The following is a 19218-nucleotide window of genomic DNA, read 5'->3' as shown; positions in this document are numbered from 1 at the left end:
AGTTAGGAGTTAAGAGTGAGGAGTTAGGAGTGTCTCCGGCTCTGCTCCTAACTCCTCACTCTAAAAAAAATACACCTTATGTCAGAATCAACTCCCATTACCCCAGACCCCAATCCAACTGAGGATATAGACTCAGTAGCAATTAATCCCAGCGAACAAGTAATAGTAACGAGCGATCGCAATGCAAAAGCTAGGCAATTGCTGGGGATGAAAGGTGCTGCTGCTGGGGAAACTTCAATTTGGAAAATTCGTTTGCAGCTAATGAAGCCCATTACCTGGATTCCCCTAATTTGGGGTGTAGTCTGTGGTGCGGCTTCTTCGGGTAACTATACTTGGACGCTAGAAAATGTGTTGAAAGTATTAACCTGTATGCTGTTGGCTGGGCCATTGATGACAGGTTACACTCAAATCCTCAATGATTACTACGATCGCGAAATCGATGCCATCAATGAACCCTATCGCCCGATTCCCTCTGGGGCGATTCCCCTACCCCAAGTAATTATTCAGATTTGGGTATTACTGATTGCTGGCTATGGTTTGGCATTTGTGTTAGATGTGTGGTCTGGTCATGAATTCCCGACAATTACAGCGATCGCAATTATCGGTTCTTTCATTGCCTATATTTATTCTGCACCTCCCCTGAAACTCAAGCAAAACGGCTGGCTAGGTAGTTACGCCTTGGGTGCAAGTTACATTACCCTACCTTGGTCTACAGGACACGCTTTGTTTGGTGAACTCAATTCCACAATTGTGATTTTGACAATGTTCTACAGCTTGGCTGGATTGGGCATTGCTATTGTCAATGATTTTAAGAGTGTAGAAGGCGATCGCCAGTTAGGATTAAATTCACTACCCGTAATGTTTGGCATCACCACCGCAGCCTGGATTTGTGTAGTGACAATTGATGTATTTCAAGGATTTATCGCAGCTTATCTAGTCAGCATCCATGAGAATTTGTATGCGGCAATCCTAGTACTGTTAATCATTCCGCAGATTACTTTGCAGGATATGTATTTCCTGCGCGACCCTGTGAAGAATGATGTTAAGTACCAAGCCAGCGCCCAACCATTTCTTGTTCTAGGAATGTTGGTAACAGGTTTAGCGCTGGGTCATGCTGGCATTTAAACTTCTATAGTTGAGAAGTTAGGAATTAGGAATTAGGAGTTAATATACTTCTAATTTCTAATTTGTATCAGGACATACTGTGTTAGAACTGATATCTTTCCTTCTTCATGGGATTCAACCTTTTTTAGTCCCAATTTGCTTTGTTGTTGCTTGGACTGTAACTATTCTCGTTGTTTTGAGTCTCTGGATGGCGGCGCGAGATAGTGTGACTACAGCCAAGCTTATGCATCAAATTCCCTGTACGGGTTGCCAATTTTTTACCGACAATTACCGTCTTAAATGCACTGTACGCCCATCTATTGCTAATACGGAAGAAGCGATTGACTGTTCTGACTATCAACCGAAGACGAATCGCTATCTGTATTAGGGACTAAGGATTGAGAACTGGGGATTAGGCAAGAGTTTCACTAATATTCAATAACTATTTACTAATATCCAGCAAGATTTTTAAAACACCCCGACTTTGAGCGTGTTCAAAAGCTGCAAGGCCCTCAATCAAGGGGTAGGTGGCATGAATTAGGGGTTTCACATCAACTTGTCCTGTGGCTAGTAGCTGGAGGGCTGGGGCAAAGGGGCCGCAACGGGAGCCGATGAGGGTGATTTCATCTACTACTAAAGAAGAAACATCCAGGCTGAGGTTGCCAGCATAAGTACTTTTAAGTACAAGCGTACCACGGGGACGGAGGGCGCGGCGGGCGATCGCAAATCCTTCTGGGTTGCCAGTACATTCTACTGAAACATCGAAATATCCATCTTTCACAACATCCGCCAAACCAGTTTTAATCCCCCGTGCTTCTAAGTTAGCCAGTTTGTCTTGATGTCGCCCCACAGCTAAGAGTTCACAGCCAGTTAGGGCTAATGTCTGGGCTACCAACTGCCCTAATTTGCCATCTCCAACCACTAACACGCGATCCTTTGGACACAATGGCACTTGCTGCTGAATTTCCAAAGCTGCTGCTATCGGTTCAGTAAATGTTGCTACTTCTGTTGGCACATTCTCAGGTACTAAATGCAGGTTCTTTACCGGCAAACAGAGATATTCACCAAAGGCTCCATTCCGATTGACAATACCTAAAACTGTGCGATTTTCGCAGTGAGTTGGTTGTCCACTGACACAAAAACGACAATGCCCACACACAGCGTTGATTTCTCCAACTACACGTTGGTTAACTAAGTGTTCTGGCCCTTTTTCAACCACACCGACAAATTCATGTCCCAAAATACCAGTGTATGGATAGTAGCCTCTAAGTAGTTCCAAATCAGTATTACAGATACCCGCACGCAAGACGCGCACTAAGGCTTCTCCTGCTGGTGGTTCAGGAACGGGAATATCTGTGCGTAATTGCAACTGGTTATTTTCGAGCCAAAGTCCTTTCATTTCTCTTCACGTATTTTACCTAATTATGTTGTCATATCACTTTGAAAAATGTTTACAACTATAGGGGTATACATTCTGTACCGCCATATCCACCCCTACCTATATCTCTGTAGAAGGTATTTCTTTAATTTTGGTTACATCAACTTTGCTTAACCAAGTAACTAAGTCGTCTGAGCCAAGTGCAATCTCACTTCCCAAGGTTTTGATATAGAGAAGTCCGTCACTGATAATTAAATCTCTAATTGGATACCATGAATCTCGTTTTCTAATCAGAAGTTCCAACGGAATCCCTTGTCTTGAACTATACTTGCAATATTTCCACCAGGCTCGCCATAGAATTACACACTTAGTACAATTCATCTGATAACCTTTGGGAATTTCGCAGTATTCATACTGATAGAAACCCCGATTATCTACTTCTCCTTTGAGGATATAACTATATTCTGCTAATACCTGATTTATCAATTCCCACTGGGTTGATTTTGGAGAAATCGATAATTCAGATAAGGTGTCAGATAGTTGAGCAGTGGCAATTACGCCTTCAGATTTTGCTGTCAGTTGGTTGATTTTATACACTGTTTGCGCTGTCAAAACAGGATTTGACAACAAAATATCTTTTTTCTGAATAGAGTTTTGCACAAACTCTCGAATTAAGTCTAGATTAGACAACATAAAATTTTTATACTAAATTAACCAGTGTGATGAAAGTCACAACACTACTTAAATTAATAACTACACTGGTTCTGCACTTGAATCAGGATTATTACCAGCTTTATTTATACTCAATTCTTTGTTTAACTAGGGTTTTGTTAAGTTTAATATCGGTTATGCTATTTTCCACTAGGCTGATTAACAAAATCACTGTTCCCAGTTTAACTAGCTGCAAATTAAATTTTTACGCCTTCGAGAAAAGGTTGAAATACCGGAATTAATTCGGGACGACTGACAACAAGAGTGGGAAAAGAGCGATCGCTATAATCTTCTCCGGGTGACAACGGAAACGGCTCTGATTTGAGCGATGTCCAGACTCCACCAGCAGCTTGGACAATTACCCAAGCACCGGCTAAATCCCAAACTTTTGGTGTCGCCTCAATACCACCTAATGTTGCTCCAGTTGCAACTGTCAAAAAGTTATAGCTAGCCACACCCAACATCCGAATTTTGCATGGAAAGCCGTTTTTGATAGCTGCGGTACTACGAGAACAGAGGTTAAAAAAGTGATTATTGCTGGGACTATCAACGCTGGTGTGGATGGGGTGGAGGTTGAGAAATGCTCCTGTTGGCGTTGCTAAACCAGATGAACCTGGCCAAAAACCATGAAAAGCTTGATTTAAGGTTGGTGCGTAAACATACCCAAAAATGGGCGTGCCTCGATACAGTAAACCCAGAGAAATTGTCCAGATGGGAATACCGCGTGTGAAGTTGGTTGTACCATCAAGAGGGTCAATTACCCAGCACCACTCAGTACCGGGAAATGACTGATCGCTCTCTTCGCTCAAAATGCCGTAACCAGAGAAATTAGAAGCGATCGCATCCCGAATTTCTTGATCTGCCCATTTATCTGCTTGCGTCACCAAACTACCATCAGCTTTTTGATCAGCCTGGACTTTCCCAAAATCTTGCATTAGCTGCTTGCCCACTCTGATAGTGGTAGTTTGGGCGAAATCAAGAATTGTTGTCCAAAAATCATTCATTGGTTAATTGTCATTTGTCATTGGTCATTTGTCCCATGCCCCATGCCCCATGCCCCATGCCCCATGCCCTATACAGTTTAATCTAAATCGCTTTCTAAAACTGAAGCGATCGCAAGCCTTGTACTTGTTTGAAATTCTGTGATGTTCACCCGATTCAGAAACCAAATCGACAGTACCATTCCCACGGCTTCTAAAACGAATACTAGTCCATAAGCTAGTTCTAGGCTTGGTAAAAACCTGCGTCCAATATCCAAAAGTGTACCTCCGATTACTACCGCTATTCCTCTAGAAAGGGACTGCGCTAATCCCCATGCCCCAATGAATGTACCTGCGGCTTCTGCTGCGGTGAGATCCAACATCAAGCTAATTGCTGCTGTAGTTAAGAAACCTGCGGCTAAACCGAATAAGACCAAAGCTAGTTTGAGAACTGCTGCATTAGCTGTGAATCCTGATATGCCCAGCAAGATTGCACAGAATGCTACCAACATACAGCCTAAACGTGCAGTTCTGCGCTTACCCAAACGCGGGATAATATAAAAACCCGTAACGCCGTAGGCAATCAGTAGACCAGTTCCATAAAAAACATTTAATTTGGTACTTTCCGTTAAGGGCATTTTAAACACTTGACCCGCATAAGGTTCCAAAATTGGGTCTTGCATAAACAAACTGATAGTCATCACCAATAAAAAGGTGAAGAATATACCTGTTTGCGGGCTAGCTGTCAATATTTTCCAAGCATTGCCTAGAGTAATGCTGTCTTCCCGGTTTACTAATGTGGAACGGGTTAAATATTGAGAGTATTTTTTTTCTACGCCGAATGTGGCTGCGATCGCTAAACCAAATACAATTGCTGGGACGATAGTAAACAGCCTCGTGATTGATGCCTGTAAGGTTTCTAAGGTTGCTTCTGGCGTTAACTGTTTCAGCAAACTGGCACTAATAATTGCCCCAACAATAATTCCCACCATTAACATCGACCAAACCACACCAACTACTTTGGAACGGTTATCTTCTTCAGATATATCCACCAACAAAGCAGCAAAGGCAGTACCGCTAGCACAAATTCCTAGACCGTAGATAGCGAAAACCAAAGCTAAAAGTGCTGTCCAGCCGATTGTTTGGGTTGTCCATGTCCAACCACCTGCACTAGTAGCAGCAAGATTTAGTTGCCATATTACTTGTATAGCTAAAAAAGCTGCGATCGCAAATATTGCTGCGCCTACCCAAACATAAGCTGTGCGGTGGTATCCCCATAACGGCTTGGCATCGGAAATCTGACCAAACCAGATACGGGAAGGAGCAACAAATAAAGGCAGTGCTAAAACTATTGATACCAGCGTCGCCGGAATTGCTATTTCTTGAATCATGACTCTGTTGAGTACCCCCAGAGTCAAGATAGACATCATGCTCAATCCCATCTGAAATAAACCCAGCCGGAACATGGTCAGCAGGTTTACTCTTGGCACAGATAGGGATTTTGTTTTGGTATCAAATACTTCACCGCTTGCCATAGCTACTTTTTCGTATAGTTTATAGGATTTAATCTGCTATATAAAATCTAGACAAGTCTAGACATTTACTTCTTACTTCAACGGGAGCATGGGAGCGGTTATCCCTCAGTAAGCATTCACGATGAAGCCAACCGCGATAAATTAATTGCTGCATTTAAATCCCTATCCATATCAAAACCACAGTTTTCACAGTGATAAGTTCTTTGAGCTAAAGAAAGTTTTTCTTTCTTAAATCCACAATGAGAACAGGTTTTACTTGATGGATACCATCTATCAGCAATTATGATTTCACAACCAAACAATAAGGCTTTGTATTCTAGTTGTCTTTTAAATTCATGAAACCCGCAGTCTGCTATTGCACCTGCTAATTTATGATTTGACATCATTCCCGAAATGTTCAAATCTTCTACTACTATCTTGGCGTGGTTTTTGCATAAGTAAGTAGTGATTTTGTGCAGAGAATCATGTCTGAGGTTTGCGATCTTAGCATGATGTCTAGCTAGTTTGATTTTCGCCTTATATTTGTTTTTTGAACATGGAGCTTTTCGTAAGTGAATCTTAGATAATCTTTGCAGTTTAGCTAAGTTCTGCTTGTAGTGTTTAGGATTAGGGAAGACAACACCAGTGCTAAGAGTAGCTAGTTCTTTTACTCCTAAATCAACACCAACAACATCATGTTGTTTAATGGTAGGTTGACATTCTTGTTCATAAGAAAAGGCAATAAACCAACTATCAGCAATTCGAGAAATAGTAATTGACTTACAAGTGGTATGAGGTAAACCTTCATAGGTTTTCACCCATCCCATTGTCGGTAGTTTTATTGATTTACCACCTACAGGAATTGGTTTACCGCTATTATCAATAGTAAAACTATCGTTCTTTCCCTTTTTTTTAAAGTTGGGATATTTGCCTAGACCCTTGAAAAATCTTTTAAAGGCTTCACCTAAGTTATCAAAAGCGTATTGAGTGATTTTTTGACAAATACCTTCTTCTTTAATCCATATAAATTCAGGTTTAACATGATTATTAAAAAACTTTTTTAAGATGTACTTATCAGGCTTTAATCCATCTTTATACAAAGAAGCCCAAGTCGCTAAACCCCAATTATATGTAAACCTCGCTATCCCAGCGTGTTTAGACATTAATATTTTTTGGGCTTTATTTAACTTGAGTTTTGTTTTGATGGATAAAAGCATTGCTTGACCTTAACACGCTCATTTCCTCTGACTCTGATTTTATCAGAGAATGATGCACAGATAAGATGATTTTTGCGGGTATTTTACGGTAAATATCTCAATATTAGGCTATTTTCATAGCGATAACTAATTTTTTAGCAAATTTACTCTTGTTTAAACCTAAAAATCTTGTAAATATCTGCCTATATGTGTATAGTTTTGTCTAGAAAGTTGTCAACTAGGGAATAGCTCTCTCTCTTTAAATAAAGATAAACCCTACCCGCTCGAAATCAGCGAACGAAAAGTTGAAGTTGCGATTTGGCAAGCAATTGATTGAGCGGGTAAAATTAGAAGAAACGGACACACTGCCGAAAAACGAAATACTAGACATCATCACCACAATCGTCGTTTATAAGTTTTCAACCTTAAGTAGAGAGGAAGTTGAAGCTATGTTAGGACTAACTTTGGAGCAAACAAGGGTTTATCAGGAAGCCAAAGCCGAAGGTCGAGAAGAACGGGAAGCTGAAATGTTGAAACTTACCGTCCCTCTGTTACTAAAAACAGGGATGAGTATGGAGCAGATTGCTCAACACCTCAATGTTGATATAGAAGCTGTCCAGATTGCCGCACAGTCAACCACATAGAATGGTCGTTTCACGTCTTGAATTTTATTGTACTCTATTGTCGCAATAAATCCCTCTTCAAAGTGTGGTTCTAAGCTTTTTAATTGCTCAACTCTAGATTCTGCTTGTTGACAGAGAAGTAAAACCATTTTTTTTGTCAGAGTCAACTGTTTAGCTTCTGAGCTAAACATAATGTATTCTTCTAGACTTTTTTTAGAAATTGTCTAGACTCGTGAAACGCTGCTGTAACTTTGTTGAATACACCCATATTTAGTTATTTAGAGAAGATAAAATTATTATTGGAAGCCAACTGTTCAGGTTGATAGACTTGATAGCACTTATAGGTGTACTATGCCCATCGGAACAAAAACCGGGATAAGCCATACTTTTCAAAAATCGACGACTAAATCTATCGATACGATTCCTATCGAGTAAGCATTTTGAGATTAACCCGGTTTTTTGTTCATTTGCTACACTCTCCCCTTTTACCTCAAGTAGAGAGAACTAACTGTCACTTTTATCCTTATCATTATTATTTAGTTCATCTCCAACACTCTCTGCGAGCCAAGTTGCACCAGCCCCAGCAGCTGTAAGCCCGATAACAGCAACTACCCCTATCGGTGCAGCTATAGCTACAGCACCAACTCCAGCAGCAACTGTTGCAGCTTTTAGTACTTTTCCAACTGTTATCTTTTCAAGTCCAAACATAATGCTCTCCCAAAAATATTTAGGTTTACATTTATAAGTATTCCCGTAAAATTTAATTGAATTATCACGATCAGAATAAAAGTCGAAAATCTTGAACAAAGACTCATCACAACATTGAGCAGGAACTACTAAAAAATAGCGATGGGCTACGCCCCGCCGAAGGCGATCGCACTCCAGCAACTACAATGATACAAGGATGAAGCGTCTCATTTTGGTTCAAAAGTCTGGAATTGTGGTCTCCGTGATCATTACACAGGTCAGTTGAAACATTGTGAAAATGTGGTTTTAACTACGCTATTACATTGAATTAGTAAGATAAAATTGCCGTATGTATGTCATCAAACTACTTACCTTCATCTAGTAACCAAAAAGGCATAAGCAATGACTAAAGAACCAGTCAAAGTAATATTATGGGAAGAAAATCAAAAAGATTTTCTAAAAAAGTTCTACGATCTCCAATTTACTCCCAGAGTAGGAGAGGAAGTTTACCTAAAAAAAGAAAGATGGAAAGTAACCAGAGTTGAGCATGATGTAGAAATTAGTGAGATTAATGTCTACATGGAATTAATCAAAAAACCCAAGCAGGATAAATCATCTAATTCTTAAATACAAGTAAATACACTCAACTATAGCAATCCTATTTGATTTGTAAGAATTGCAGCCCACAGATCCCCGACTTCTCGAATAAGTCGGGGATCTTGTTTATGCGCGTTTGATTCAGGTTTTAAATTTTTATGCAAGGTGCGATGTCTACGACGGGCGTAGCTGCGACACCACAAGATTTGCAGCCAAGTGGTGACGATCGCACCCAATCTTGTCTGTAACGATACACTATAAAAGTAAAGAAATGTAAATAAATTAAATTTTGCAACCGTGGAAAACATCACATTGGGGCAAAATGGCCCATCTGTTACACCCTTGTGCATCGGCACTTGGGCTTGGGGTGATAAACTATTTTGGAGTTATGGCGATCGCTACGGCGCAGAACAGTTACAAGAAGCCTTTACCGCAGCCTTAGAAGCTGGTATTACCTTCTTTGATACCGCCGAAGTCTACGGAATGGGACTATCAGAGAAATTTTTAGGGCAATTTTTGCAACAGACTCAACAACCTGTACAAATCGCCACAAAATTTGGCCCTCTACCGTGGCGATTTACAGCCCAATCCGTATCTGATGCTTTAACAGCAAGCCTCAAACGCTTGCAATTAGAGCGAATTGCCCTGTATCAAGTGCATTGGCCTTTTGCCTTCTTTTTAAGTCAAGAAACTTTGATGAACGCCCTAGCGGATGAAGTGAAGCGGGGCAGAATTACTACAGTTGGTGTAAGTAATTACTCGGCAGAGCAAATGCGAGACGCGCATCAAATGTTGGCGGCTCGTGGAGTGCCTTTGGCTGTAAACCAAGTGCGTTATTCTTTACTCAGTCGCCAAGTTGAAAGCCAAGGTATTATTACAACTGCGCGTGAGTTGGGTGTCACTATTTTGGCTTATAGTCCTTTAGCACAAGGATTACTCACAGGCAAGTACAGTATTGATAATGCTGAAACCCCTACTGGTGCGAGGAAAATAGACCCCCGATTTAAGAAAGAAGGTTTGCAAAAAATTGCCCCAGTCATATCTTTGCTACGCAATTTCGGTGAAAAATACGATCGCACTCCCGCCCAAGTTGCTCTCAACTGGTTAATTGCTCAGGGGAACGTTATTCCTATTGCTGGGGTGAAGACAGCCGAACACGTGCGGCAAAATGCTGGTGCTTTGGGCTGGAAATTGAGCGACGATGAAGTTGCAGAGTTAGAACTAGTTAGTCGTCTTTGGCTCTAGTATTTCTGAACTACTCAAACACAGGAGGCCAAATTTCTGACACTACTAGCTCCCAACCTGGTAGTAAGTCTGGTAGTGTCAGTTTGTCGTTATCCTGCAAAATTATTGGTTCTTGGTTGAGTCGATAAACTGTGAGCGTCAATTTGTCAGGATCAATCAGGATACCAACCGTAGATCCGAGTGTAAGAATAGCTGAATCTTTTCTACAAGTGGTTTAATTCGGTCTGACTTAGATTTTATTTTCCTACAAACTGGTAGAAAAAGTTACCCAAAAAAGTCAAAAAGTCAAGAGCCAAAGTCAAAATTCTGACTCTTAACTCTCAACTCTCCAATTTTCTATTTGGATTTTGGATTGAAGAAAAAATCTAAAATCTAAAATCTAAAATCCAAAATTCATTGTTGACTAAGAAGCTGATTCTCTAGCTGTAGGTGAACCTATCTTTTTACTAGGCGATGCAGAAGACTCTTGCCCACCTGTCCGCAGTTTTGGCTTGGGAGAAGAATGTCTTTCTTCGTTGCTATCTGATTTCCACGCAGCACGGGGGCGATCGCTAGAAGATGATTCACGACGCTTGCCCAATCTTGGTTTAGGAGCGGAAGATTCTTCTTGGGGAATTTCCACGTCTGAACTCAACCAAGCGGGACGAGTTTGATCGTAAGCGATTTGTAATGCAGCTGCTGCGATCGCTTGAGCATCGTATTCTTCAATCAATTCGCTGACAATTGGCAAGAATGAAGCCAAACGTTCACCTGTCAAAGCTTCTCGCACCAGTTCTTGCAATTTCAGAATGTGTTTTGCTTCAATCTGGGCGCGTGTGGGAATCGTCAGCACTTGCCAACTTTGGCGGTTATGACGTTCAAATGTTTGCTGTTTGCGCCGCTCAAATGGTTGTACTAAAGAAATTGCTGTTCCTTCTTTACCAGCACGACCAGTCCGACCAATCCGGTGGACGTAAGTTTCTACGCTATCAGGTAAGTCGAAGTTGATTACATGGGAGAGTTGATCGACATCTAACCCTCGTGCTGCAATATCAGTTGCTACCACCCAACGGACTTGACGGTTACGGAATCTGACTAATAACCGTTCCCGCGCTTGTTGTGACAAGTCACCGTGGTATTCATCTACACTATGACCAGCGCCTTGTAACTGACTGGTGAGTTCGGCGGCGGTGCGTCTGGTGCGAACAAAGATTAAAGCTGTTTCTGGATCTTCCATTTCCAAAATCGGCTGTAATGCTTTGGCTTTTGTCCAATGGCGGGGGATCAAGTAAGCTACTTGATTAATCTTGTTGGGAGCGGCTTTTGGCTGCTCAACGGTGACAGTTGCAGGCGATCGCAAAAACTTGTTCACCAACATCCGAATTGATGGGGGCATTGTTGCCGAGAATAAAGCTGTTTGGCGATCTACGGGCGCTTGCGAGAGGATTTTGATTACATCGTCGATAAAGCCCATACTCAACATTTCATCAGCTTCATCCAACACAAACCACTTCACTTGATCGAGCTTTAAACACCCGCGATCGAGTAAATCTATCACCCGTCCGGGAGTACCCACAACCATGTGAACGCCACGTCTGAGTTGTAACATTTGGCGGTCAATTGATTGACCACCATAGATTGCTAACACCCGCAATCCTTCATCGCCGATGAATTGGGCGATCGCATCGTGAACTTGCATTGCTAATTCACGAGTTGGGGTTAAAACTATGGCTTGTACGGCTTTTTGATTAATATCTAGCCGCTCTAAAATAGGCAGTGAAAATGCTGCTGTTTTGCCTGTTCCAGTTTGAGATTGACCGACTACATCACGACCACCTAGCAATTGGGGAATTGCTTGGATTTGAATGTTAGTTGGTTCGGTAAAACCGATTTTTTCTAGTTTTTCGACACGTTGTTGAGAAATACCTAATTCTTGGAATGAAAGAGTCATTAATTCGTCCTAAATTTTATCTAAGGATTTTGGATTAGTCATATAGTCATATAGTCATTAGTCATTAGTCATTAGTCATTTAGTCATTAGTTATTAGTAAGCCAAGGGTGATAGCGTAGCCTCAACTCTTGGAGAGGTTATGCCAGCAAGTTGGCCAGCGTTTTAGGTAAACCCTCATGAAAACTGCCATTAATGCAGCATTGACATCAAAATAAGCGCGAATCTGTAAGGGTCATTTAACAAAGGACAAAAGACAAAAGACGAATGACAACTTAGTTATTGACTACCTGACCATAGAGGTCGTATGTATCAGCGTGGTGAATCGCTACTGGCACGATGGTTCCTAACTTTGCCTGGCCTTTGACATACACCAGACCATCAACCTCTGGGGAAAATCTACCTGAACGACCTATTAATTCACCACTTTCAGGATTTTCTTGCTCAATCAGGACATCGACTATTTTGCCTACTTCCTGCTGATTTTTATTTTGAGAAATCGGTTGCTGGAGTTCCATCAGTTGGTATCGGCGATCGTCCATCACTTCTTGGGCCAACTGATTTGGTAGCTTGTAAGCTGGGGTTCCTTCCTCAGAGGAAAAGGTGAACACACCAACATGATCGAATTCATGCCGCCCGACGAACTCTAGTAGATGCTCAAAATGCTCTTGTGTTTCTCCTGGGAAACCAACAATAAATGTTGTCCGCAATACGGCTGTTGGTAGCGCCGTTTTGATGCGATCTATAATCCCATCATTGACGCGCCCTTGCCAAGGACGGTTCATAGCGCGGAGAATATCTGGATCAGAATGCTGCAAAGGCAAATCCAGATAAGGCAAGACGTTTGGTGTTTCTTGAATCGCCGCGATTACATCTGGGGTCAGTCCCGTGGGATAAGCGTAATGCATTCTGATCCACGGTATATCTACTTTCCCCAAGGCGCGAAGTAATTCGGCTAATTTTGGCTTACCGTAAATATCTAAACCGTAATTAGTGGTGATTTGGGAAATTAGAATAATTTCCTTTACCCCTTGACTAACTAACTGCTCCGCTTCGGCGACTATAGATTCAATAGTACGCGATCGCTGGTTCCCTCGAAGATGAGGAATTATACAAAATGCACAACGATAATCACATCCTTCCGCAACCCGCAGGTAAGCTACGCCCTCAGTTGTAGTGCGATAGCGCGGTGTAGTTTCGTCGGCGATGTAGGTTGGCTCAATACTAACCTGTTTAACCCGTTCGCCAAGTTCAACACGCTCAATTACATTAACAATTTTGTGATAATCGCCTGTACCCACAACGGCTACTGCTTCGGGCAACTCTTCCAAAAGTTGTTCTTGGAAGTGTTGCGCCATACAGCCAGTGATTACGATCTTTTTATTTGCCTCTGCCAGTTCTACTAAAGTTCTGACAGATTCTTGCCGGGCTGCTTCAATAAAACTACAAGTATTAACAATAACGTAATCTGCTAACTCTTCATTTGTATCTACACCGTAGCCCGCTTCCACAAGCAGTCCTAGCATGTGTTCTGTATCAATTCTATTTTTCTCGCAGCCCAGATGAGAAATGGCAATTGTTGGCTTGTCACCCATATTTTGAAAATATCTTCATTTTTTTTCTTCTTCTAATCAAACATTCCGGCGCTAACTTCGCTTTTTTGCTATCAGCATCCTCACGAAAATACTACAGTGGCAAATTCCCACTGTTATTAACTGGACGTGGACTCATAACCCTATCAATAAATAAAAATAGAGGTCATGTTATGATATTCCTATCAATCTGTTCCCCAGGGTAAATTGAAGTGTCTTTGGGTACATTTGACACTTGTAATCTTTTTTAACAATTCGCCTATTGGTATTTTACATTACCTCGGCGTGTGCGTTGTTAATCTACCCATCGGGAAGCCGCCCAAAGGGCTTGTTGTTGAGAAGTCGCTACCCTCCGGGAAATCGACGAAAGCGACTACGCTTGATAAAGCAGTAATGTTAACCTGGCGATTGGCAAGTCCTGCGACTGGGCGCGGACAAGATGCCTAAACCACGGAAAGCTGCCTTGCGTCTAGTGAGTGGCAAACTCCTCTTGTAGCCAGGTTTTATCTTAACATATCTTATGGGAGGTTTCACGCCAATTTCCATCTGAGGAAGGAGGCAATAAACCGACTATCATAAAACACATTTGACTAGTTAATGAAAAGTCAAGAGTCAAGGGTCATACAGTCAATAGTCAAAACATTCTAGACTCTGGACTCCGCGAGGCGGATTAAAGACGTGGACTTATATCAATTATTTAAAACTCGCTCACCAATTATTGGCGTGGTTCACCTGCTACCACTACCTACCTCGCCCCGTTGGGGAGGTAGCCTAAAAGCGGTGATTGACCGCGCCGAACAAGAAGCCGCAGCCCTGGCAAGTGGAGGGGTTGATGGGTTGATTGTGGAGAATTTTTTCGACGCGCCCTTTACCAAAAACCAAGTCGATCCCGTGGTTGTGAGTGCCATGACCATTGTGGTGCAACGGATACAAAACTTGGTGACTTTGCCTATAGGGTTAAATGTCTTGCGAAACGACGGTAAAAGTGCAATGGCGATCGCTAGCTGTGTGCAAGCGCAATTTATCCGCGTCAATGTTCTCACAGGGGTAATGGCAACCGATCAGGGATTAATTGAGGGAGAAGCCTATCAACTACTCCGCTATCGACGGGAGTTAGGCTGTGATGTTAAAATTCTGGCCGATGTTTTGGTGAAGCACGCCCGTCCTTTGAGTTCTCCAAATCTCACAGTCGCCGTGAAAGATACCATTGAAAGGGGTTTAGCAGACGGAGTGATTTTATCTGGCTGGGCTACTGGTAGCCCACCTAACTTAGAAGATTTGGAACTAGCTTGTGATGCAGCATCTGGCACGCCAGTGTTTATTGGTAGTGGAGCAAATTGGGAAAATATTGATACATTGATGCAGGCAGCAGATGGTGTAATAGTTTCCAGTTCTCTGAAACGTCACGGACGGATTGAGCAACCAATTGACCCAATTCGCGTCAGTCAATTTGTCGAAGCTGCCCGTCGCAATTGGAACTCCAAAAGTGAAAGTAAATCAGTAGAACAAGTGAAGTTACATTCTTAAATGGGGGAAGCAAGGGAGCAAGGGAGAAGAGTTTGCCCCTCTGCCCCCCGCACCCCGCCCCCTGCCTCTTTTCAATCCCCAATCCCCAATCCCCAATCCCCAATAACAGTTTATGATTCGCCGCCGTTCTACTCCTTGGATTCATAAATGGTCACGTCCATTGATTGCTGCGATCGCTGGATGTGGTGCGCTGATCACAGGTTATCTCACCGTAGAAAAGTTAACAGGAGGCAGTGCTGCTTGTGTAGCAGAGGCTGGTGCTAAGGGCTGTAATGATGTGCTTTCAAGTCCTTGGGCAACAGTTCTTGGTCAGCCATTAGCTTTGTTTGGGTTGTTGGCATATATCAGTATGGTGATATTTGCTTTGGCTCCCTTGGTATTGAACTCAGGGGAAAACAATAGCCGCAAACAATTAGAAAATTTAACGTGGTGGTTGCTGCTAGTGGGTGCGATCGCTATGTCTGTCTTTAGCGGCTACTTAATGTACGTGTTAGCATCTCAAATCAAAGCTATTTGTCCTTACTGTATCGGTTCAGCTTTGTTTTCTGTGAGTCTTTTGATACTAACAATTATGGGTCGCACTTGGGAGGATATTGGACAAATCTTATTTACTGCCCTAATTGTGGGGATGGTAACGCTGATTGGCACTTTAGGGGTTTATGCTGGCGTTAATAAATCAGATGTAACATCTGGAACTCCTGGACAACCAGTTAAAATTACCTTTAATTCCAAAGGAGACCCTAACCCAGCCTTCGGTTGGGAAGTTACTACTACTTCTGGCGAGGCAGAAATAGCCTTGGCAAGCCATCTAGCAAAGATAGGCGCGAAGGAATATAGTGCTTACTGGTGTCCTCACTGCCATGAACAAAAGATGCTTTTTGGTAAAGAAGCCGAGGAAATAATCAACAAAGATGTTAAGGTAGAGTGCGCTCCTGAAGGACTCAATGCTCAAACTGAACTATGTAAGTCCGCAAAAATTGAAGGCTTCCCCACTTGGATCGTTAATGGGAAAAGCTATAGTGGAGTCCAAAATTTAGAGGAACTAGCAAAAGTTTCTGGTTACACAGGGACTCGCAACTTCAAGTATTTCAAGTAGTTACTTACCTTCAGGAAGTCTCAAGCATGGTCTACACTGAGCTAGCTAGCGGTAAGGTGTAGTTCACATCCCAGATCAAGAGTCCTGAGTACAGCCAATTGGATGAATACAGCAAAGTCTGTTTCCAGTTGGCTTTTTGTTTTTGGTAATAGATAATAGGTGTTGTCCAATACCCGATAACCAATTCTCTTGTGGCTTTTATCCGCAAATACCTAAAGCTCAAGGAAATTAATCAAGATTTATACTTAATTTGTGCCGATAGCCAAAAAAGTCCCCGTTGCCGTTTTGTAAGATAATTTGCCTGAATATATGGTAATACATTCACAAGCATAGGACTCATATCTGATTTTGAACAAGATTTTAGATGAAACCCATTATAAAATGCGCTTTCCAGTCTCAGTATGTTTTAGAAATCAAATCGGAATTCTATACTAGGATCTCTTTAAGAACCTTGCTGATTTGAAAAAACTCTTAGAAACTCTATTGAGTTCTCCTTTGATCTATGTTAGTCCGATAGTTAATATCTATAGGAAATAGAGAATATTTCTCCCCACTAGGTAATGGGAATGAATCAGCAACTAGACAAGCGTTTTGTAAAGTTAATCTTTAGACTCAAACAATCGCTTAGTCGAGGACACAGAGAATTGATTACTGCCGTCAGCGTTGCAGTCTGCGTCCTGCTTTTGCACTCCATCGGATTATTGCAATCTTTGGAGTTGGCAGCTTTGGATCAATTTTTTCGCCTACGTCCAAATGAGCCGCCAGAAGAGCGGATTACGATTGTAGTGATTAATGAATCCTATTTAAACGAAATACGTTCGTGGCCGATTCCAGATACGAAGATTGCCCAGTTGTTACAAAAATTAAATGTCCACAAACCCCTTGCCGTTGGCTTAGATATCTACAGAAATTTGCCAGTAGAGCCAGGAAACCAAGAACTGCGTAATGTTTATAAGTCAATGCCCAACTTAATTGGTATTGAGCTATTGACAAATGACAAAAACAAAAACAGAAACTTTAGTGTTTTGCCTCCACAGGGACTGAATCAGAATCAAGTGGGCTTTAATAACCTGCTGTACGATCTTGATGGTAAGGTACGTCGCAGTTTGTTGTATTGGTCTGTTGATAATCAGCCACACGAAAGTTTTGCTTTGAAGTTGGCTTTATTGTATTTAAAGTCAAAGGGAATTACCCCCACCAAAGCAAAAAACAACCCTGAGTATTTGCAATTGGGTAAAGCAGAATTTACTCGTTTTGAGGCTAATGATGGTGGCTATGTGGGAGCCGACGATAGAGGATACCAACTTTTAACCAATTTTCCCAAACCCAAATGTCAAGGTTCATCTAAAGAATTGTGTAATTTTCGCCAGGTATCGATGAGAGATGTACTGGCAGATAAAGTCAAAGAAAACTTAATCAAAGATCGGATTATACTCATTGGCTCCACCGCCCCCAGTCTCCAAGATTTTGTATTCATTCCCTATTCCAGTAGTCTAATGGGTACGGCAAAGCCTGTACCTGGTATTCAACTGCAAGCTTATTTTATTAGTGAGTTAATCTCAGCAGCCCTTGGTGGACGGCCCTTACTCAAGGTCTGGCCTGACTTAGTAGAAAATTTGTGGATTTTTGTCTGGTCTTATCTAGGAGCCGTGACTACGTGGCGGATACGACATGCAATGAGAGGTCTGCTCAGTATCTTAGTTTCTTGTTTTGTATTGACCCTGAGTGCATACCTTGCTTTTTTGTATGGTTGGTGGATACCGCTCATTCCCTCACTGTTTAGCTTTGGCAGTTCAGCTATATGGATGACCAGTCATATTGCCCACATGCAGGAAGAGTGGAAACGTTCAAAAGAATTTTTGTATCGCGTCATCAACACGATTCCCGATCCAATTTTTGTGAAAAATGAACAACACCAGTGGATTGTTTTAAATGAGGCGTATTGTCGATTTATCGGTTATCCGAATAAGTTGTTAATTGAAAAGTCAGACTATGACTTTTTCCCTAAACATGAGGCTGATGTGTTTCGACAACAGGACGATCTTATATTTCGGACTCAAAAACCCCAGGAACATGAAGAAGAATTTACAAATGCAGATGGAAAGACTCATCAAATTGCCACTAAGCGATCGCTCCATAAAGACTCAGCTGGCAATTTCTTTTTAGTTGGGGTTATCCGAGATATTACTCAGCGCAAGCTTATGGAGGAACAACTCAAGCGGACTGCTGCTGAACTATTCCGATCTAATAATGAATTAAAACTCAAAGAAGACCACTTGCGTTATTTGGCGTATCACGACCCTCTGACCGGTTTATCCAATCGCAAATTTTTTGCCGAACAACTTTATGAGTCGTTAAATTGGGCGCAACACAATAACCTCTTGCTAGGACTGCTGTTCATCGATCTAGATGGTTTTAAGCAAGTCAATGATACTCTGGGGCACGAGACGGGCGATCGCTTGCTAATAACTATCGCTGAAAGACTGAGCAACTCTTTACGCGCTAGTGATACAGTTTCTCGTTTGGGCGGCGATGAATTTACTATAATTTTACGGGCAATTCCTAACGTCCAAATAGCGGCTAAGGTGGCCGAAAAAATCTTAAGCAGTATTACTAAGCCAATTGTTTTGGACGGCTATGCCATCCGAATCTCTGCCAGTATTGGCATTAGTGTCTACCCATACAACAGTCAAGACAGTGAAACTTTGATGAAGCAAGCAGATGCAGCAATGTATCGGGCCAAGCATCTGGGTAAAAATCGATACGAGTTTTCTTAATTAGTCAAGGGTCAAGTCCCCAGATTTTTATTACTTTAGTAAAAATTTTTACCTTAAAATTCGGAATTCGGATTTTAAACACATGCAAGGTACGGTCTTGAAAAAGCATTGTGTATTATGTCTAGAGATGGTTTTTTAGTTAAGACATAGAGTTAGCAAGGCTTTTTGACCTAATAACCAAAACTAAGAATATAGGTAAGCAAGAAATTAGTTCTTAGAAGTAATTAGGAAAAAAATATTTTTATGTAATTATTTTACTGCAAA

16 protein-coding genes and 1 pseudogene are annotated in these 19218 nt (G+C 41.7%); 8 read left to right on the top strand and 9 right to left on the bottom strand.

From position 1 onward, the window contains the following. Window positions 1-78 precede the first annotated feature (78 nt). Window positions 79-1125 (top strand): chlorophyll synthase ChlG, encoded by a 1047-nt coding sequence (gene chlG, locus V7K55_RS21875; RefSeq protein WP_334834753.1) that lies wholly within the window; start codon window positions 79-81, stop codon window positions 1123-1125. Between the two features lie 79 nt (window positions 1126-1204). After that, window positions 1205-1492, top strand: a complete 288-nt coding sequence (locus V7K55_RS21870) for a hypothetical protein (RefSeq protein ID WP_334834752.1) — start codon at window positions 1205-1207, stop codon at window positions 1490-1492. Between the two features lie 54 nt (window positions 1493-1546). Here V7K55_RS21870 and V7K55_RS21865 read toward each other — a convergent pair whose 3' ends face one another. From V7K55_RS21865 to V7K55_RS21845, 5 genes are all read right to left on the bottom strand, one after another. Continuing rightward, complete coding sequence (locus tag V7K55_RS21865) at window positions 1547-2503, bottom strand: MDR/zinc-dependent alcohol dehydrogenase-like family protein (RefSeq protein WP_334834751.1); 957 nt, start codon at window positions 2501-2503, stop codon at window positions 1547-1549. A 99-nt stretch (window positions 2504-2602) separates the two neighbouring features. Next, window positions 2603-3175 carry a hypothetical protein gene (locus V7K55_RS21860; RefSeq protein WP_334834750.1) on the bottom strand — a complete coding sequence of 191 codons (573 nt, stop codon included), beginning with the start codon at window positions 3173-3175 and terminating at the stop codon, window positions 2603-2605. 215 nt (window positions 3176-3390) lie between these two features. Continuing rightward, window positions 3391-4197: an inositol monophosphatase family protein gene (locus V7K55_RS21855; protein WP_334834749.1), complete on the bottom strand. Its 807-nt coding sequence runs from the start codon at window positions 4195-4197 to the stop codon at window positions 3391-3393. Window positions 4198-4274: 77 nt separating this feature from the next. Continuing rightward, window positions 4275-5708, bottom strand: a complete 1434-nt coding sequence (locus V7K55_RS21850; protein ID WP_334834748.1) for a BCD family MFS transporter — start codon at window positions 5706-5708, stop codon at window positions 4275-4277. Window positions 5709-5824: 116 nt separating this feature from the next. Continuing rightward, window positions 5825-6904 (bottom strand): RNA-guided endonuclease InsQ/TnpB family protein, encoded by a 1080-nt coding sequence (locus tag V7K55_RS21845; RefSeq protein WP_334834746.1) that lies wholly within the window; start codon window positions 6902-6904, stop codon window positions 5825-5827. A gap of 284 nt (window positions 6905-7188) precedes the next feature. Here V7K55_RS21845 and V7K55_RS21840 point away from each other — a divergent pair, with 284 nt between their 5' ends. Beyond that, complete coding sequence (locus V7K55_RS21840) at window positions 7189-7527, top strand: DUF2887 domain-containing protein (RefSeq protein ID WP_442949106.1); 339 nt, start codon at window positions 7189-7191, stop codon at window positions 7525-7527. Between the two features lie 483 nt (window positions 7528-8010). On the opposite strand, the gene V7K55_RS21835 is transcribed toward V7K55_RS21840, so the two are convergent. Further along, window positions 8011-8214 (bottom strand): hypothetical protein, encoded by a 204-nt coding sequence (locus V7K55_RS21835; RefSeq protein ID WP_334834745.1) that lies wholly within the window; start codon window positions 8212-8214, stop codon window positions 8011-8013. Between the two features lie 381 nt (window positions 8215-8595). Here V7K55_RS21835 and V7K55_RS21830 point away from each other — a divergent pair, with 381 nt between their 5' ends. Continuing rightward, window positions 8596-8820 (top strand): hypothetical protein, encoded by a 225-nt coding sequence (locus V7K55_RS21830; RefSeq protein WP_094329757.1) that lies wholly within the window; start codon window positions 8596-8598, stop codon window positions 8818-8820. Window positions 8821-9087: 267 nt separating this feature from the next. Further along, entirely contained in the window at window positions 9088-10035 is a 948-nt protein-coding gene (locus tag V7K55_RS21825) for an aldo/keto reductase (RefSeq protein WP_334834744.1), read from the top strand. 10 nt (window positions 10036-10045) lie between these two features. Here the strand turns inward: V7K55_RS21825 and V7K55_RS21820 are convergent. From V7K55_RS21820 to rimO, 3 genes and pseudogenes are all read right to left on the bottom strand, one after another. Next, window positions 10046-10278, bottom strand: a pseudogene (locus V7K55_RS21820) (Uma2 family endonuclease); the annotation flags it as partial. Between the two features lie 160 nt (window positions 10279-10438). Beyond that, window positions 10439-11965: a DEAD/DEAH box helicase gene (locus V7K55_RS21815; protein ID WP_334834743.1), complete on the bottom strand. Its 1527-nt coding sequence runs from the start codon at window positions 11963-11965 to the stop codon at window positions 10439-10441. A gap of 272 nt (window positions 11966-12237) precedes the next feature. Further along, the gene (gene rimO / locus V7K55_RS21810) at window positions 12238-13557 is read right to left on the bottom strand and encodes a 30S ribosomal protein S12 methylthiotransferase RimO (RefSeq protein ID WP_334834742.1); all 1320 of its coding nucleotides are present in this window, start codon (window positions 13555-13557) and stop codon (window positions 12238-12240) included. A gap of 675 nt (window positions 13558-14232) precedes the next feature. Between rimO and btpA the strand changes: the two genes are divergently transcribed. From btpA to V7K55_RS21795, 3 genes are all read left to right on the top strand, one after another. After that, a complete protein-coding gene (gene btpA, locus V7K55_RS21805) occupies window positions 14233-15081 on the top strand; it encodes a photosystem I biogenesis protein BtpA (RefSeq protein WP_334834741.1) in 849 nt (282 codons plus the stop codon). Window positions 15082-15193: 112 nt separating this feature from the next. After that, complete coding sequence (locus V7K55_RS21800; protein WP_334834740.1) at window positions 15194-16177, top strand: vitamin K epoxide reductase family protein; 984 nt, start codon at window positions 15194-15196, stop codon at window positions 16175-16177. A gap of 566 nt (window positions 16178-16743) precedes the next feature. Further along, a complete protein-coding gene (locus V7K55_RS21795; protein ID WP_334834739.1) occupies window positions 16744-18954 on the top strand; it encodes a CHASE2 domain-containing protein in 2211 nt (736 codons plus the stop codon). Window positions 18955-19218: the final 264 nt, after the last annotated feature.

It is taken from the genome of Nostoc sp. (assembly GCF_036919895.1).
Classification (GTDB): Bacteria; Cyanobacteriota; Cyanobacteriia; order Cyanobacteriales; family Nostocaceae; genus Nostoc.
This window is presented reverse-complemented; position numbering and strand designations above follow the sequence as displayed.

Coding starts and splice junctions, on each gene's coding strand:
- V7K55_RS21835 (WP_334834745.1), bottom strand. CDS start 8,214: ATGTTTGGACTTGAAAAGATAACAGTTGGAAAAGTACTAAAAGCTGCA.
- V7K55_RS21865 (WP_334834751.1), bottom strand. CDS start 2,503: ATGAAAGGACTTTGGCTCGAAAATAACCAGTTGCAATTACGCACAGAT.
- V7K55_RS21860 (WP_334834750.1), bottom strand. CDS start 3,175: ATGTTGTCTAATCTAGACTTAATTCGAGAGTTTGTGCAAAACTCTATT.
- V7K55_RS21795 (WP_334834739.1), top strand. CDS start 16,744: ATGAATCAGCAACTAGACAAGCGTTTTGTAAAGTTAATCTTTAGACTC.
- V7K55_RS21855 (WP_334834749.1), bottom strand. CDS start 4,197: ATGAATGATTTTTGGACAACAATTCTTGATTTCGCCCAAACTACCACT.
- V7K55_RS21845 (WP_334834746.1), bottom strand. CDS start 6,904: ATGCTTTTATCCATCAAAACAAAACTCAAGTTAAATAAAGCCCAAAAA.
- V7K55_RS21830 (WP_094329757.1), top strand. CDS start 8,596: ATGACTAAAGAACCAGTCAAAGTAATATTATGGGAAGAAAATCAAAAA.
- rimO (WP_334834742.1), bottom strand. CDS start 13,557: ATGGGTGACAAGCCAACAATTGCCATTTCTCATCTGGGCTGCGAGAAA.
- V7K55_RS21815 (WP_334834743.1), bottom strand. CDS start 11,965: ATGACTCTTTCATTCCAAGAATTAGGTATTTCTCAACAACGTGTCGAA.
- V7K55_RS21800 (WP_334834740.1), top strand. CDS start 15,194: ATGATTCGCCGCCGTTCTACTCCTTGGATTCATAAATGGTCACGTCCA.
- chlG (WP_334834753.1), top strand. CDS start 79: ATGTCAGAATCAACTCCCATTACCCCAGACCCCAATCCAACTGAGGAT.
- V7K55_RS21850 (WP_334834748.1), bottom strand. CDS start 5,708: ATGGCAAGCGGTGAAGTATTTGATACCAAAACAAAATCCCTATCTGTG.